The sequence below is a fragment of the Pseudomonas sp. BCA17 genome (genome assembly GCF_004519405.1).
Taxonomy (GTDB): Bacteria; Pseudomonadota; Gammaproteobacteria; order Pseudomonadales; family Pseudomonadaceae; genus Aquipseudomonas.
In genome coordinates, this window is the sequence record NZ_SGWI01000002.1 from 680,806 (window position 1) to 696,598 (window position 15,793).

Consider the following 15,793-nt stretch of genomic DNA (forward strand, 5'->3'; position numbering starts at 1 on the left):
ATGCGCGACATTATGGGCGCTCTCCCGCCCCCTGCAACCTGTCAGGACTTACTTGATGCTCAAGGCACTGCGTTTTTTTGGATGGCCATTGTTGGCTGGCGTGCTGATCGCGATGCTGATTATTCAGCGTTATCCCCAGTGGGTGGGCTTACCCAGCCTTGATGTAAACCTGCAGCAGGCTCCGCAGACCAGTTCGGTGGTGCAAGGCCCGGTGACCTATGCGGACGCCGTCGTCATCGCCGCGCCTGCCGTGGTCAACCTGTACACGACCAAGGTTATCAACAAGCCGGCGCATCCGTTGTTTGAAGACCCGCAGTTCCGCCGTTATTTCGGTGACAACGACCCCAAGCAGCGCCGCATGGAATCCAGCCTGGGTTCCGGGGTGATCATGAGCCCGGAAGGCTACATCCTCACCAATAATCACGTGACCAGCGGTGCCGACCAGATCGTCGTGGCCCTGCGCGACGGCCGTGAAACCCTCGCCCGTGTGGTCGGCAGCGACCCGGAAACCGACCTCGCCGTGCTGAAGATCGATTTGAAAAACCTGCCCTCCATCACCATCGGCCGTTCAGAAGGGCTGCGCGTGGGTGATGTGGCATTGGCCATCGGCAACCCGTTCGGCGTTGGCCAGACGGTGACAATGGGCATTATCAGTGCCACCGGGCGAAACCAGTTGGGGCTCAACAGTTACGAAGACTTCATCCAGACCGACGCAGCAATCAACCCGGGCAACTCCGGTGGCGCGCTGGTGGATGCCAATGGCAACCTGACGGGCATCAACACCGCGATTTTCTCCAAGTCCGGCGGCTCCCAAGGCATCGGTTTTGCGATTCCGGTGAAACTGGCGATGGAAGTGATGAAGTCGATCATCGAGCACGGCCAGGTGATTCGTGGCTGGCTGGGGATCGAAGTGCAGCCATTGACCAAGGAACTGGCCGAATCGTTTGGCCTTACCGGTCGCCCAGGCATTGTCGTGGCGGGGATCTTCCGCGACGGCCCGGCCCAAAAAGCCGGCCTGCAATTGGGGGATGTGATCCTGAGCATCGATGGCGAGCCGGCCGGTGATGGCCGCAAGTCGATGAACCAGGTGGCGCGGATCAAGCCGACGGAGAAGGTGACGATCCAGGTAATGCGTAACGGTAAAGAGATCAACCTGTCGGCGGAAATTGGCCTGCGCCCACCGCCTGCGCCCGTGAAGGAAGAGGGATAGGCCGCAGTACAGGTGCCCGATCGAGGGCACCTGTAAGAAACTATTTCAAAGCAATTCATTCTCATTAGGCATGTTATATTGTTTCAATATCGCTATTGGAACGCTCTACCATGTCGTCTCGAAAGTTTGTGCCCTTGGCCGGCCTGGCCTTGGGTTTGCTGCTTGACCCCGCCTACGCCGAAGACAATACCGTTGAACTGGACGCCATCAGCGTCACCACCGGCGCTTATGAATCCGCCACTGGCCCGGTTGAAGGCTACCGTGCCACCCGCTCCGCCAGTGCGAGCAAAACTGACACCGCCATTCGCGACATCCCACAATCCATTAGCGTGATCCCTGCCACGGTGCTCAAGGACCTGGGCAGTAACAATGTGGAGCGCGCCCTGGAATATGCAGGCGGCGTCTCCAAACAAAACAATTTCGGTGGCCTGACGCTCTATGAATACAGTGTGCGTGGCTTCACCACATCAGAGTTCTATCAGGACGGTTTCAGCGCCAACCGCGGTTACCCGAGCACACCGGACACGGCCAATATCGAACGCATTGAAGTGCTCAAGGGGCCCGCTGCCAGCCTGTATGGCCGTGGAGATCCGGGCGGCACCGTGAACATCGTCACCAAGAAACCCCAGCCGGACGCCTTCACCACTGTGCAGACCAGTGCCGGCAGTTGGGACCGCTACCGCACTGCCGTAGACGTCAACACGCCGCTGGACAGCGAAGGCAACGTGCTGTCGCGGGTCAACGTGGCGGTGGAGGACAACCACAGCTTCCGCGATCACGTGGATGCCCAGCGGGTGTTTGTCGCGCCGTCCTTCAGTTGGCAGTTGAGCCCGGACACCCACTTGCTCGTAGAAAGCGAATTCGTACGCCACAGCTCCACGTTCGATCGAGGCATCGTCGCCAACACCGGCATGTCCCACTCCACATTCTTGGGCGAACCCAACGACGGCAATATCCGTAACCATAACAATCGCCTTCAGGCCGCTATCGAACACAACCTCAACGACACCTGGCAATTACGCCTGGCCAGCCATTACAAGCAAGGCAGCCTGTGGGGCGATGCCTCGGAAAGCCGGGCACTGAACGCCGACGGCCACACCGTCAACCGCCGCTACCGTGAACGCTCCACCGGCTGGCACGACAGCATTACCCAACTGGAACTGCGCGGCCGGTTCGATATCGGCAGTTGGCAACACGAACTGCTGGTCGGCACCGAATACGAGGACTACCGCAAGAAAGAACGTGTCACCGCCATTGCCGGCAGCCCTTACGCCATCGACCTCTACAACCCCATTTATGGTCAGCCCAAACCCGATGGCACGCGCTCCGGCACAGACGTCTACGAACAGGTCAAAAGCCAGGCACTGAACCTGCAGGACCAGATCGTCTTCACTGACCGCCTGCGCGGTATGGTCGGCGCACGCTTCGAGCATTTCGAACAGAGCACCGACGACTTCACCCGTAACCATGCCAAGAGCCGGCAAACCCACGACGCCCTGACCCAGCGCGCCGGCCTGTTGTACCAGCTCACACCGCAAGTCGGCCTGTTTGCCAATGCCTCGACGTCGTTCAAACCCAATAACGGCCTGGATGCCGCTGGCAAATCCTTCAAGCCGGAAGAAGGCGTGGGGTATGAAGTGGGCATCAAGAGCGAGCTGTTCGACGACCGCCTCAGCACAACCCTTGCCGCTTTCCATATCGACAAGGAAAACGTCTTGGCCCTGGATCCGGCCACCGACACTCAGCGCGCCATGGGCAAGGCCCGCAGCCAGGGTTTTGATCTGCAAGTTAGCGGGCAAGTGACCGACGCCGTGCGCGTGATCGGCGCGTTCGCCTACATCGATGCCGAGGTCACCAAGGGCGATAAAGCCATTCCAGCCGGTAGCCGGATTCTCGGCGTGCCCAAGCGCAGCGCCAGCCTGCTCGGTGTGTATGAATTCCAGGATGGCGCGTTGCGTGGTTCAGACCTGGGCGCGGCATTCACCTATGTCGGCGACCGCTCCGGAGAGGCGGGCAGTCGCTTCGAATTGCCGGCCTATCACACCGTCGACCTGCTGGCCCATTACAAAGCTACCGAGCAGGTCACCGTGGGCCTGAACCTCAACAACCTGTTCAACGAAAAATACTACGAGCGCTCCTACAGCACCTACTGGGTTGCCCCCGGCGAGCCGCGCAACCTGACCCTGAGCCTGACCCTCAACCTGTAAAAGGACCTTCTCATGCTCCCGCTCAAACCCCTCGCCTTGATCGGCCTGCTCTTCGCCACTCAGGCATCGGCCCATGGCCTGTGGACCGAACAACGTCGCGGCAACATCGAAGTGATCTACGGCCATGGTGCCGAGGACAACGCCTTCAACGCCCAGAAGATCAGCGGCGCCTGGGCCTACGACGCCGGCGGTAAAATGATCCCGGTGACCGTGGAGCGCCTCGACGATCACGCACGCCTCAAGCCGCTCAAGACACCGGCGATATTGGCCGTCGCGCTGGATAACGGCATGTGGTCGCAGACGGCGGATAAAAAGTGGATCAACAAGGGGCGTACCCAGGTGCCTGGGGCCATTGAGTCGACGCAAACCTTCAAGTACAGCCTGGCGATCTACGAACCGGGCGCCAAGTTGCCCAAACTCGACGCGCTCAAACTGCTGATTCTGCCGGAGGCCGACCCGCTGACAGTGGGGCCGGGCAAGTCATTGCCCGTGCGAGTGCTGCTCGACGGCAAGCCGGCGGCCGGGATCAAGCTGGTGGGCGACTATCGCAATGCACCGAACACCTTGAGCACCGAGACCGATAAAGACGGGCGTGCCCAGGTGTTGGTACGTAACGAAGGCTTGAATGTGATCGCCGCACAAGTCGAGGTGCCGCTTAAAGACAACCCCGATGTGGCGACGCGCGGGCTATTCACCTCGCTGACGTTCCTCGGCGAACTCCACCACGAGTGACCGCATTCAAAGGTCCAACGGCGCTCTTTCACACAAGGTGTTGAGCGCCACTGCCCATTGCGGGTCGTCATTGAGGCACGGCACCAACACCAACTCCTCGCCACCCGCTTCGCGGAACTGCTCCAACCCGCGATCGCCGATCTCTTCCAGCGTCTCGATGCAATCGGCGACAAATGCCGGGCACATCACCAGCAGCTTTTTCACACCTTGCTGAGCCAAGCTCTCAAGACGGGCCTCGGTGTAGGGTTCGATCCACTTCGCCCGCCCCAGACGCGACTGAAAAGCCACCGACCACTTATCTTCGGGCAGCCCCATACGCGCGGCAAAATCCCGCGCCACACTGAAGCACTGGCCACGGTAACAAGTAGCACGCACTTCGGCTGATGCGTTGGCACAGCAGTCCGTGGCGCCATCAAAGGCATGGTTCGGATTGAGCTTCTTCAGGTGCCGCTCCGGCAGACCGTGGAAACTGAACAGCAGGTGATCATAGTCCTGCTGAAGGTGCGGCCTGGCACTGGCGACCAGGGCATCGAGGTATTCGGGTTGGTCATAGAAAGGCTGCAGGACGGCAAAGCGCAGGTCGAGGTGTTTCTCGCTCACCACGCGCCGCGCTTCTTCCACCACGGTAGTCACGGTGCTGTCGGCGAACTGCGGATACAACGGCGCCAGGGTGACGTTGCGGATACCTTGGCTTGCCAGCCGCGTCAGCACGCTTTCAATGGAGGGCTCGCCATAACGCATGGCCAACTCGACCGGGCCTTGGGTCCATTGCGCGGTCATCTGCTGTTGCAGGCGGCGGCTGAGCACCACCAGCGGCGAGCCTTCCTCCCACCAGATCGAGGCATAGGCGTGGGCAGACTGTTCAGGCCGCTTGATCAGGATCAGCGACACCAGCAAACGACGCACCGGCCACGGCAGGTCGATCACATAAGGGTCCATGAGGAACTGATTGAGGTAGCTGCGCACATCGGCTACCGAAGTGGACGCCGGTGAGCCCAGGTTGACCAATAACAACGCGTGATCCGTCATGCAACATCCTATCTCTAGAGGCGGCCGGACAAGTCTTCCAGGGCCGCGTGCAACTCAGTGAACTGAAAAGTGAAACCGGCGGCCAGCAGCCGTTCGGGGACGGCCTTCTGCCCGCCCAGCAACAACCCGGACAACTCGCCCAAGCCTATTTTCAACGCCAGGGCCGGCAAGGGCATGAACGCGGGGCGGTGCAGCACCCGGCCCAGCGTCTTGGCAAACTCGCGGTTGCGCACCGGGTGGGGTGCGCACGCATTATAAGGACCGCTGGCGTCAGGCTTGTGCAGAAGAAAATCAATCAGGGCCATTTGATCTTTTATATGCACCCACGGCATCCACTGCCGACCATCGCCGATCGGCCCGCCCAGCGCCAGTTTGAACGGCAGCAACAGCCGCGACAAAAAGCCGCCCTCGGCGGCCAGCACCAGGCCCGTGCGCACCAGTACCACACGTACGCCCAGCGCCTCGGCGCGCAGTGCGGTTTCTTCCCAGGCGATACACAGTTGGCTGGGGAAATCATCCTGCACCGGCCCGCTCGCCTCGTTCAGTTCGCGCTCGCCGCCATCGCCATACCAGCCCACGGCCGAGCCGGAAATCAGTACGGCGGGTTTCTGCTCGAGACCTTCCATCCACGCCAGCAAGGTTTCGGTGAGGCTGATACGACTGCTCCACAGCAGCGTCTTGCGTTTCTTCGTCCACGGGCGATCGGCAATGGGCGCGCCAGCCAAATTAATAACTGCGTCCACCGCGCCGATAACCTCTTGAAGGCGGCCGACACCCAACACGTGCTCGCCGCAGAGTTTGGCGACTTGCTCCGGGTCACGGCTCCACACGGTGAGGCGATGGCCTTGAGCGAGCCAGTAGCGGCAGAGTTGGCGACCGATCAAACCAGTACCGCCGGTCAGCAAAATATGCATAAGACGCTCCTCATGTAACGTTTGCCGCCCGCCACTGGTCTATTTTATAAACAGGGATCATTTGTTATCGGGCGTAGCTATGGCCTTGAACCGCATGGTTTGAACCATCAGGTTTCAAGCCTCTGCTTTAACCATAGGTCACGCTGTAAGAACAGTTACGCCAAAACTTATACCAAAAAACAATATTGTACAGCTATTAGTGTCGGCGTAGGCTGTACCCAACGGTAAACGAGGCCTCCCATGACTGTTCCCATCGCGATCATCGGCACCGGCATCGCCGGTCTCTCCGCCGCCCGAGCGTTACAAGACGCGGGGCACACCGTACAACTCTTCGATAAAAGCCGCGGCAGTGGCGGCCGCATGTCCAGCAAGCGCAGTGATGCCGGCGCACTCGACATGGGCGCGCAATACTTCACCGCCCGCGACCGACGCTTCGTCAACGAAGTACAACGCTGGCAAAGCAACGGCTGGGCCGAGCAGTGGAAGCCACAGTTGTACAACTTCAAGTCCGGCCAACTCAGCCCCTCCCCCGATGAACAGACCCGCTGGGTGGGCACGCCGCGCATGAGCGCCATCACCCGCGCCTTGCTCGACGACCTGCCGGTAGAGTTTGGTTGCCGCATCACTGAAGTGTTTCAGGGTGAACGCCATTGGAACCTGCTGGACGCCGATGGCGGTAGCCACGGCCCGTTCAGCAACGTGGTGATCGCTACGCCGGCGCCTCAAGCGACGGCTCTGCTGGCTGCCGCGCCGAAGCTGGCGAGTGCCGCCGCTGGGGTCAAAATGGACCCGACCTGGGCCATCGCCCTGGCCTTCGACCAGCCTCTGGATACGCCGATGGAAGGCTGCTTTGTACAAGACAGCCCTCTCGACTGGCTGGCGCGCAACCGCAGCAAACCAGGACGCGACACCGCCCTCGACACCTGGGTGCTGCATGCCACCAGCGCCTGGAGCAAAGCCCACCTGGACTTATCCAAGGAGGCGGTGATCGAGCACTTGCACGGCGCCTTCGCCGAATTGCTGCACAGCACCATGCCCGCACCTTCATTCAGCATGGCGCACCGCTGGCTGTACGCCCGACCGTCCAGCAGCCATGAGTTCGGGGTATTGGCCGATGCCGACCTCGGCCTGTACGTATGCGGCGACTGGTGCCTGTCGGGTCGGGTGGAAGGCGCCTGGCTCAGTGGTCAGGAAGCGGCACGCCGGCTGATCGAACACATGTCCTAGGCTGCGCCAAAAAATATTGTACAAAATATTTGATTTGTACAATATTAAACCTATGATGAAGATAGTTGTACAAGCCACGCTGCTTGTACAGGAATTTCACAGAGGTTTGGCCATGTCCCGCACCGCAAAACCGAAGATCGCCATCAGTGCCTGCCTGCTCGGCGAGAACGTGCGCTTCAACGGCGGACACAAACAATCCCTGTTGTGCTGCCAAACCCTCGCCGACCATTTCGATTTTGTGCCGCTATGCCCCGAAGTCGCTATCGGCATGGGCATCCCCCGCGAACCGATTCGCCTGGTGGGCGACCCGGCCCAGCCGCAGGCCGTCGGCACCGTGAATCGCGAACTCAACGTCACGCAGCCGCTGGGCGACTACGGCCGGCAAATGGCCGAGGAACATACCGACCTGTGCGGCTACATCTTTATGCAGAAGTCCCCGTCATGCGGCCTGGAGCGGGTCAAGGTCTACCGCGACAATGGCACGCCCATCGACGGCGGCGGTCGAGGCATTTATGCCCAGGCGTTTTGCGCACGCCATCCCAACCTGCCGGTTGAAGAAGACGGTCGCCTGAATGACCCCGTGCTGCGGGAAAACTTCCTGACCCGTGTGTTCGTCTACGCCAGTTGGCAACAGCTTTTGGCTGACGGCCTCACCCGCCACCGCCTGCTGGCTTTCCACTCGCGTTACAAATACCTGCTGATGGCCCATAGCCCGGCGCATTACAAGAGTGTCGGCCACCTTTTGGGCAGCATGACCAGAGACGTCATCCTCGAAGACTTGGCTGCCAGCTATTTCAGCGAGCTGATGACCGGCCTGAAAAAGTGCGCCACGCGTGGCACCCATACCAACGTGCTGCAACACATCAGCGGCTATCTCAAACAGGCCATCAGCGCCGACGATAAGCAAGAAATGCAAACGGTCATCGGCCAATATCGTCACGGCATCGTGCCGCTGGTGGTACCGCTGACCTTGCTCAAGCATCACTTTCGCCAACACCCGGACCGCTATATCGCGCAGCAGGCTTATCTGCAACCGCACCCGGAAAACCTCAGCCTGCGAAACGCGATCTAACTCATGAAAGCTGCCCTGCTAGACGAACCCGGCGAGGACATCGCCCAAGCCCTGGAAAATGGCTGGCTGCCGATCCGGGAAGTGGCGCGCCAGACCGGCGTCAACCCTGTCACGTTGCGTGCCTGGGAGCGCCGCTATGGCCTGATAGTGCCCCAGCGCACGCCCAAGGGCCATCGGCTGTTCAGCGCCGAGCATGTTCAGCGTATCCACACCATTCTGACCTGGCTCAATCGCGGCGTGCCGGTCAGCCAAGTGAAGAACTTGATTGACTCTGCCCAAGCCCTGCCAGACAGCGTGGAAAACGAATGGCACGCCCTGCGCCAGACCCTGGTGCAGGCCATCGGTGAGCTGGCGGAGCGCCGGGTCGACGATGCTTTCAACCAGGCCATGGCGTTGTACCCGCCACGCACCCTGTGTGAGCAATTGATGCTGCCGCTGCTCAACGAGCTTGAACAAAAGTGGCAAGGCCAGCTCGGCGCGCAAATGGAACGGGTGTTTTTCCTGTCATGGCTGCGTAGCAAGTTCGGCGCACGTATCTATCACAACAATCGCCAACTCCATGGCGCCCCGTTGCTGCTGATCAACCATTCCGATTTGCCCGTGGAGCCGCACCTGTGGCTGTGCGCCTGGTTGGCCAGCAGCGCCGACTGCCCGGTGGAAGTCTTCGACTGGCCACTGCCGGCCGGCGAGCTGGCCCTGGCGGTGGCTCATCTGAAACCTCGCGCCGTGGTGCTGTACTCGAGCAAAGCGCTCCAGTTGCCGGCATTGCCCAAGCACCTGAGCGGCGTCGCTTGCCCCTTGCTGATTGCCGGCCCTGCGGTATGCATCCACCAAGCCGAATTGGCCGCGTTGGCCCGTGATACCGCGCAATTGTTCGTGGCCGAAGATCCACTGTCGGCTCACCAGATACTGATCCAGCGTGGAATTGTTTAAATGCACTTGATCTGGCTGCGCACCGACCTGCGCCTACACGACAACACTGCCCTGGCCGCCGCGTGCCAGCGAGGCCCGACGGCAGCTGTTTACCTGATCACACCTGAACAATGGCTGGCCCATGATGATGCACCGTGCAAAGTCGACTTCTGGCTGCGCAACCTGCAGCACTTGAGTCAGGCACTGGGCACGCTGAATATTCCATTACTGATCCGTACAACCGCGACCTGGGCACAGGTGCCGGGCGTGTTGAGCACACTGTGCCGGGAAATGTCGGTTGAATCGGTGCACGTCAACGAGGAATACGGTATCCACGAAAGCCGCCGCGATGCAGCGGTGGCCAAGGCCCTTGAAGCTGATGGCGTGACCTTCCACAGCCACCTCGACCAGCTGTTTTTCCAGCCTGGCAGCGTGCTGACCAAGACCGGCACTTACTTTCAGGTATTCAGCCAGTTCCGCAAAGTCTGCTACACCCGCCTGCACACCGCCTTGCCGTTCATCGTGGCTACGCCGAAAGCCCAGGCGCCACTCAAGCTCGACAGCGACGCCGTGCCGACCAGCGTTGAAGGATTCGAGCCGCCCAGCGAAACCTTGCGCGCCCTCTGGCCTGCGGGTGAAGAGGAGGCGCGCCGCCGTCTCGATGTTTTCGCCGATCAACAGATCAGCTACTACAAGGACGAACGCGACTACCCGGCCAAGCCCGGCACCAGCCAGCTTTCCGCCTACCTTGCCGCCGGGGTGGTCTCACCGCGCCAATGCCTGCATGCCGCGCTGCAAACCAACCAGGGAGAATTCGAAAGCGGGGACATGGGCGCCATCACCTGGATCAACGAGTTGTTGTGGCGCGAGTTCTACAAACACATCCTCGTCGGCTACCCACGGGTTTCCCGCCACCGCGCGTTCCGCCCCGAAACCGAAGCCGTGGCCTGGCGCCAGGCACCCAAGGAGCTGGCTGCGTGGCAGCAAGCTCGCACCGGCCTGCCGATTATCGACGCCGCCATGCGCCAACTGCTGGAAACCGGCTGGATGCACAACCGCCTGCGCATGGTGGTGGCGATGTTCCTGACCAAGAACCTGCTGATCGACTGGCGTGAAGGCGAGCGCTTCTTCATGCGTCACCTGATCGACGGCGACCTTGCCGCCAACAACGGTGGATGGCAGTGGAGCGCCTCCACCGGCACCGACTCGGCGCCGTACTTCCGGATTTTCAGCCCATTGAGCCAATCGGAAAAATTCGACGCAGAGGGTGTGTTCATCAAGCGCTGGCTGCCGGAACTGGCCACGCTGAATAAAAAACAAGTGCACAACCCCGAGTCGGTAGGCGGCCTGTTCGGCGTGGCCGATTACCCGCGCCCGATGGTCGACCTGAAACACTCCCGCGAACGCGCACTGGCTGCGTTCCGCAGCCTGCCACCACGCCAGGAGGTTGCCGGACATGAGTGACTTCCTGCCACGATTCGCCCAGGCCTTTGCCGCGCTGGACAAGCACAACCTGTACCTGCTCGACAGCCTGTACAGCCCAGACATCGTCTTTGCCGACCCGCTGCACGAAGTTCACGGGCTGCCCGCGATGCATCGTTATTTCACGCAGTTGTACAGCCAAGTCAGCCAATTGCGTTTTGACTTCCAGGGTTTTGACCAGGTAGCCGAAGGCGAGGGATACCTGCGCTGGAACATGAGCTTTCGCCACCCGCGCCTGAACCACGGCGACGAGATCAACGTGCAAGGCTGCTCACACCTGATGTGGCACGACAAGGTCTACCGCCATCGCGATTATTTCGATGCCGGCGCCCTGCTCTATGAACACCTGCCGGTATTCGGCCGATTGATCCGTTGGCTGAAGAGGAGAATAGGATGAGCCCTACACCCCCCCGCCGTTATTGGCTGACCGGCGCCAGCAGCGGCATTGGTGCCGCACTTGCCGTGGAGTTGCTCAACAGCGGTGCCCACGTGGCGCTCAGCTCGCGAACAAAAGGCCCGCTGGAAGCACTCGCCCAACGTTATTCGGGGCAGGTGCTGGTGGTGGCCGGCGACCTGACCAACAGCCAGACCGTGCGCGAGATCGGCGAAAAAATCGACGCGGCCTGGGGCTCGCTGGACACGGTGATTCTCAACGCCGGCACCTGTGAATATGTCGACGCCAAACAGTTCGACTCGTCGATCGTCGAGTACGTGATACGTACCAACCTGCTGGCCAGCAGTTATTGCATCGAGGCCGCGTTGCCCTTATTGCGTAAAGGCCAGCATCCGCACCTGGTGGGGGTTGCCAGCGCGGTGACCTACCTGCCGATGCCGCGTGCCGAAGCCTATGGCGCGTCCAAGGCCGGGTTGCGTTACCTGTTCGAGGCGCTGCGCATCAGCCTGTCACCGGAGAATATCGACGTGACGGTGATCAGCCCGGGCTTTGTCGATACGCCGTTGACCGAACGCAATGATTTCCCTATGCCCTTGAGCTGGCCCGCCGACAAGGCGGCGAAGCATATCTTCACCCAGCTTGCAAAACGGCCGCTGGAAATCGCCTTCCCGGCGCTGTTCATCGCCACTTTGTGGCCGTTGTCGAAACTGCCCAACCGTGCGCAACTGATCATCGGCAAACGCATGCTACGCAGCCCACCGCCGCAGAAGGACGACCTGTGAAAATCGCCATTATCGGCAGCGGCATCGCCGGGCTGACCAGCGCCTATCTGCTCAGCCGCCGCCACGACATTACCCTGTTCGAGGCCGGCGACCGTATTGGCGGGCATACCCACACGGCCGACGTAACGGTCGAGGGCAAACACTATGCGGTGGACACGGGTTTCATCGTGTTCAACGACTGGACTTATCCCAACTTCATTCGTCTGCTGGGGCAGATAGGGGTGACGTTCAAACCCACTGAGATGAGCTTCTCGGTGTGCGATCCGCATGCAGGGTTCGAGTACAACGGCAACAACCTCAACAGTCTCTTCGCCCAGCGCCGCAACATTCTATCGCCAGGATTCTGGGGCATGCTGCGCGACATCCTGCGCTTCAACCGCCAGGCGCCGTTGGACCTGCAACAACAGCGCATCAGTGCCGAGATGACCCTGGGTGACTACCTTGAAGCGGGCGGCTACGGCCAACGCTTTATCCGGCATTACATCGTGCCGATGGGCGCGGCGATCTGGTCGATGTCCCTGGCTGATATGCTCGGGTTTCCCCTGCAGTTCTTTGTGCGCTTCTTCAAGAACCACGGCTTGCTGTCGGTCAACAATCGGCCGCAGTGGTGCGTGATCGAAGGCGGCTCCAGCCGTTATATCGAACCGTTGACCCGCAGCTTTCGCGAGCAGATCCGCCTCAATTGTCCTGTGCATAAGGTCGAACGCACGGCAGAAGGCGTGGTTATCCACAGCCCTGCCGGCAGCGATGCCTTCGACCGGGTGGTGTTTGCCTGTCACAGCGATCAAGCCCTGGCGTTGCTCGCCGACCCAAGCCAGGCCGAACAGGAGATTCTCGGCGCGCTGCCCTACGCCGACAACGATGTGGTGCTGCACACCGACACACGCCTGTTGCCCGACCGCAAGCTGGCCTGGGCCAGTTGGAACTACCGACTGGCCGGCAACGCCCAGGCGCAGGCGGCCGTGACCTATGACATGAACATCCTGCAAGGCATCGACAGCGAGACCACCTTCTGCGTCAGCCTCAATCAGACGCCGATGATCAACCCGCTGAAGATCCTCGCGCGCTACACCTACGCCCATCCGCAATACAGCCTCGCTGCGGTGGCCGCGCAAGATCGCTGGGAAGAGTTGCACGGCGCTCGTCACACTTTCTATTGCGGCGCTTACTGGGCCAACGGCTTTCACGAAGACGGTGTCGTCAGCGCCCTGCGCGTGGCGCAAGCCTTTGGAGAAAGCCTGTGAACAGCGCCTTGTACAGCGGCTGGATCACCCATCGCCGCTTTGCGCCCAAGGGCCACGCCTTTCGTTACCGCATCGGCCTGCTGTACCTGGATTTGAGCGAAGAACATCAAGTACTGGGGCTGTCCCCCTTGGCCGGCACAGGTCGCCTGGCGCCCTTTGGCTTTCGTCAGCAGGATTACCTGCGCGAATTCACCCGCCATGGCATGAGTTTGAGCGATGCCGTGCGCCAGCAGGTCGCTAAGGCCCTGGGGCGAGCGCCACAAGGCAATATCTGCCTGCTGACCCAGGCCCGCAGTTGGGGGTTGGCGTTCAACCCGGTGAGCTTCTTCTATTGCTATGAGGCCGACGGAACACTGGCCGCCATCCTGTGTGAAGTGACCAACACCCCGTGGCGCGAGCGCTACCACTACGTGTTGCCGGCCCAAGCCCTGGGCGCCGATGAGCACCAGCACTTCGCCGTGGCCAAGGCGTTTCATGTGTCGCCGTTTTTGCCGCGGGACCTGGAATATCGCATGAGCTTCAGCCCACCCGGCGCCAGGCTCGGCGTGCATATGGCTGACTGGCACGGTGCGCAAAAAGTCTTCGACGCCACCTTGAGCCTGCAAAAGGAAGCATTGGATCGCGCCAGCCTGCATCGCTACCTGTGGCGCTTTCCGTGGATGACCGCCAAGACCTGCCTGGCGATTTACTGGCAGGCGTTGCGCCTGCTGCTCAAACGCACACCGATTTTTTCCCATCAGGCCGCCGACGGCGCCTCTCGCACTGCAGTCGGGTATACCAAGGATCACCGCCATGAAATCCCCTAGCCTATCGGTCAAGACCCATCGCGTGAACGTCAACGGCATAACCGGCGCCCTGCTGCGCAAAGGGGTGCTGCGCCAACTCAGCCAGTTGCGCCACGGCCAGCTGGTCGTGATCGAGGACGGCGAACGGCAGGTATTCGGCGCACGGGAAGCGCATTTGCTGGGGGAAATCCAGATCCTCGATTCCGCCGTGTGGGGCCTGGTGGCGGCTAACGGATCCATCGGTGCCGGTGAGGCATACATTCATGGTTACTGGAGCAGCCCGGACCTGACCGCCGTGGTACGGGTGATGGTCAGCAACCTGGACGTGCTCGACGCCATGGAAGGCGGACTGGCGCGGCTGACACGGCCATTCACTCAGGCTTTGCACTGGCTGAACCGCAACACCCGCAAGGGCTCGCAGAAAAACATCGCGGCTCACTACGACCTGGGCAATGACCTGTTCGAAGAGTTCCTCGACCCGACCATGATGTATTCCGCAGCGCAATTCCTGACGCCCGATGACAGCCTGGAGCAAGCGCAACTGAACAAGCTCGCGCGCATTTGCCAGAAACTGGCGCTCAAACCCAGCGACCACTTGCTCGAAATCGGCACCGGCTGGGGCAGCATGGCGCTGTACGCGGCGCAGCATTACGGCTGCAAGGTCACCACCACGACACTGTCCAAAGAGCAGTTCGCCTACACCGAAAAACGCATCGAGACCTTAGGCCTGCAGGACCGGGTCACCCTGTTGTTGCAAGATTACCGTGACCTGACCGGCCAATACGACAAACTGGTGTCCATCGAAATGATTGAAGCCGTGGGCCATCGGTTCCTGCCCACCTACTTCAAGCAATGCGCGCACCTGCTCAAGCCGCAGGGCCTGATGCTGCTGCAAGCCATCACCATTCGTGAACAACGGTACGAACAGGCCAAGCGCAGTGTCGACTTTATCCAACGTTACATATTCCCCGGCGGCGCCCTGCCTTGTGTGCAGAATATGTTGCAGATCGTCAGCCGCGACACCGATATGAACCTGCTGCACATGGAAGACTTCGGCCTGCATTACGCACGCACTCTGCGCCTGTGGCATGAGAACTTCCGTCGCGCGCATGGGCGGCTCGCCGAGCTGGGCTACGATGAGTACTTCCTGCGCTTGTGGGAGTTCTACTTGTGCTACTGCGAAGGGGGCTTCATGGAACGAACGATCGGCACCGCGCAGTTGCTGCTGGCCAAACCGGCGGCAATCACCCCGCCCTTGCTCGGACGCTTCAGTGCTTAAACCGTTGGCAAACGCCGCGCTGTTCCAGTGCGGCTGGTTTGCCTGTGTGCTCGGCGGTGACAGTCGGTGGTTACTGGTGGGGGCCGCAGTGCTGGCCATCCACTTGCTGTGGATAAGTTCATGGTCCCAGGAAGGCCAGGCGATCCTTGCCGTAGCCTTGCTGGGCATCGTCATCGATACGTTCTTGCGTACATTTGGGGTGTTTCATTTCGTCTATCCAGGGCCGCTGATTCCCTTTTGGCTGATGCTGTTGTGGGCGTTGCTGGCGACCACACTGCGTCATTGCCTGGCCTGGAGCGCTCAGCCATGGTGGCGGGCGAGCCTGTTGGGTGCGATCGGCGGACCGCTGTCTTATTACGCCGGCAGCCAGTTGGCCGGCGTGCGTTTCGGCTATGGCACGCCGCTCACCCTTATCGGCCTGGCGCTGCTCTGGGCCGCGCTATTGCCCACGCTGCACTGGATCGCACGGCAATTGGAGCACTGACGTCTGTCAGAGCATTCATACGCATATCACGCGCTTGCCT

General features: G+C 60.9%; 15 protein-coding genes. 13 read left to right on the plus strand and 2 right to left on the minus strand.

Features of this window, described 5'->3' with window-relative positions:
* Nucleotides 1-55: 55 nt before the first annotated feature.
* The 3 genes from algW to EXW71_RS12075 all read left to right on the plus strand — a co-directional run bounded on the left by algW (nucleotide 56) and on the right by EXW71_RS12075 (nucleotide 4,149).
* Nucleotides 56-1,210, plus strand: a complete 1,155-nt coding sequence (gene algW, locus EXW71_RS12065) for a Do family serine endopeptidase AlgW (protein ID WP_134658795.1) — start codon at nucleotides 56-58, stop codon at nucleotides 1,208-1,210.
* Between the two features lie 110 nt (nucleotides 1,211-1,320).
* Complete coding sequence (locus tag EXW71_RS12070) at nucleotides 1,321-3,417, plus strand: TonB-dependent siderophore receptor (RefSeq protein WP_134658797.1); 2,097 nt, start codon at nucleotides 1,321-1,323, stop codon at nucleotides 3,415-3,417.
* A gap of 12 nt (nucleotides 3,418-3,429) precedes the next feature.
* Complete coding sequence (locus EXW71_RS12075) at nucleotides 3,430-4,149, plus strand: DUF4198 domain-containing protein (protein WP_134658799.1); 720 nt, start codon at nucleotides 3,430-3,432, stop codon at nucleotides 4,147-4,149.
* A 6-nt stretch (nucleotides 4,150-4,155) separates the two neighbouring features.
* On the opposite strand, the gene hemH is transcribed toward EXW71_RS12075, so the two are convergent.
* Both hemH and EXW71_RS12085 read right to left on the minus strand, forming a co-directional pair.
* Nucleotides 4,156-5,178, minus strand: a complete 1,023-nt coding sequence (gene hemH, locus EXW71_RS12080) for a ferrochelatase (protein ID WP_134658801.1) — start codon at nucleotides 5,176-5,178, stop codon at nucleotides 4,156-4,158.
* A gap of 14 nt (nucleotides 5,179-5,192) precedes the next feature.
* Nucleotides 5,193-6,092: a TIGR01777 family oxidoreductase gene (locus tag EXW71_RS12085; protein WP_134658803.1), complete on the minus strand. Its 900-nt coding sequence runs from the start codon at nucleotides 6,090-6,092 to the stop codon at nucleotides 5,193-5,195.
* Between the two features lie 240 nt (nucleotides 6,093-6,332).
* Here EXW71_RS12085 and EXW71_RS12090 point away from each other — a divergent pair, with 240 nt between their 5' ends.
* The 10 genes from EXW71_RS12090 (at nucleotide 6,333) to EXW71_RS12135 (ending at nucleotide 15,753) form a co-directional block, all read left to right on the plus strand.
* Nucleotides 6,333-7,319 (plus strand): NAD(P)/FAD-dependent oxidoreductase, encoded by a 987-nt coding sequence (locus tag EXW71_RS12090; protein ID WP_134658805.1) that lies wholly within the window; start codon nucleotides 6,333-6,335, stop codon nucleotides 7,317-7,319.
* A 112-nt stretch (nucleotides 7,320-7,431) separates the two neighbouring features.
* Entirely contained in the window at nucleotides 7,432-8,391 is a 960-nt protein-coding gene (locus EXW71_RS12095) for a DUF523 and DUF1722 domain-containing protein (protein ID WP_123714482.1), read from the plus strand.
* A gap of 3 nt (nucleotides 8,392-8,394) precedes the next feature.
* Nucleotides 8,395-9,324 (plus strand): MerR family transcriptional regulator, encoded by a 930-nt coding sequence (locus EXW71_RS12100; protein ID WP_123714481.1) that lies wholly within the window; start codon nucleotides 8,395-8,397, stop codon nucleotides 9,322-9,324.
* Nucleotides 9,325-10,767, plus strand: coding sequence for a deoxyribodipyrimidine photo-lyase (gene phrB / locus EXW71_RS12105; RefSeq protein ID WP_134658807.1), 1,443 nt, complete (start codon nucleotides 9,325-9,327; stop codon nucleotides 10,765-10,767). It begins immediately after the preceding gene.
* The gene (locus EXW71_RS12110) at nucleotides 10,760-11,182 is read left to right on the plus strand and encodes a nuclear transport factor 2 family protein (RefSeq protein ID WP_134658809.1); all 423 of its coding nucleotides are present in this window, start codon (nucleotides 10,760-10,762) and stop codon (nucleotides 11,180-11,182) included. Before phrB ends, EXW71_RS12110 begins: the two co-directional genes overlap by 8 nt.
* Entirely contained in the window at nucleotides 11,179-11,961 is a 783-nt protein-coding gene (locus EXW71_RS12115; protein ID WP_123714478.1) for an SDR family oxidoreductase, read from the plus strand. Before EXW71_RS12110 ends, EXW71_RS12115 begins: the two co-directional genes overlap by 4 nt.
* Nucleotides 11,958-13,205: an NAD(P)/FAD-dependent oxidoreductase gene (locus EXW71_RS12120; RefSeq protein WP_134658811.1), complete on the plus strand. Its 1,248-nt coding sequence runs from the start codon at nucleotides 11,958-11,960 to the stop codon at nucleotides 13,203-13,205. The genes EXW71_RS12115 and EXW71_RS12120 overlap by 4 nt, the downstream gene beginning before the upstream one ends.
* The gene (locus EXW71_RS12125) at nucleotides 13,202-14,011 is read left to right on the plus strand and encodes a DUF1365 domain-containing protein (RefSeq protein WP_134658813.1); all 810 of its coding nucleotides are present in this window, start codon (nucleotides 13,202-13,204) and stop codon (nucleotides 14,009-14,011) included. Before EXW71_RS12120 ends, EXW71_RS12125 begins: the two co-directional genes overlap by 4 nt.
* On the plus strand, nucleotides 13,998-15,269 hold the full coding sequence (locus EXW71_RS12130; protein WP_134658815.1) for a cyclopropane-fatty-acyl-phospholipid synthase family protein: 1,272 nt from the start codon (nucleotides 13,998-14,000) through the stop codon (nucleotides 15,267-15,269). The genes EXW71_RS12125 and EXW71_RS12130 overlap by 14 nt, the downstream gene beginning before the upstream one ends.
* A complete protein-coding gene (locus EXW71_RS12135; protein WP_123714474.1) occupies nucleotides 15,262-15,753 on the plus strand; it encodes a DUF2878 domain-containing protein in 492 nt (163 codons plus the stop codon). The genes EXW71_RS12130 and EXW71_RS12135 overlap by 8 nt, the downstream gene beginning before the upstream one ends.
* Nucleotides 15,754-15,793 lie beyond the last annotated feature (40 nt).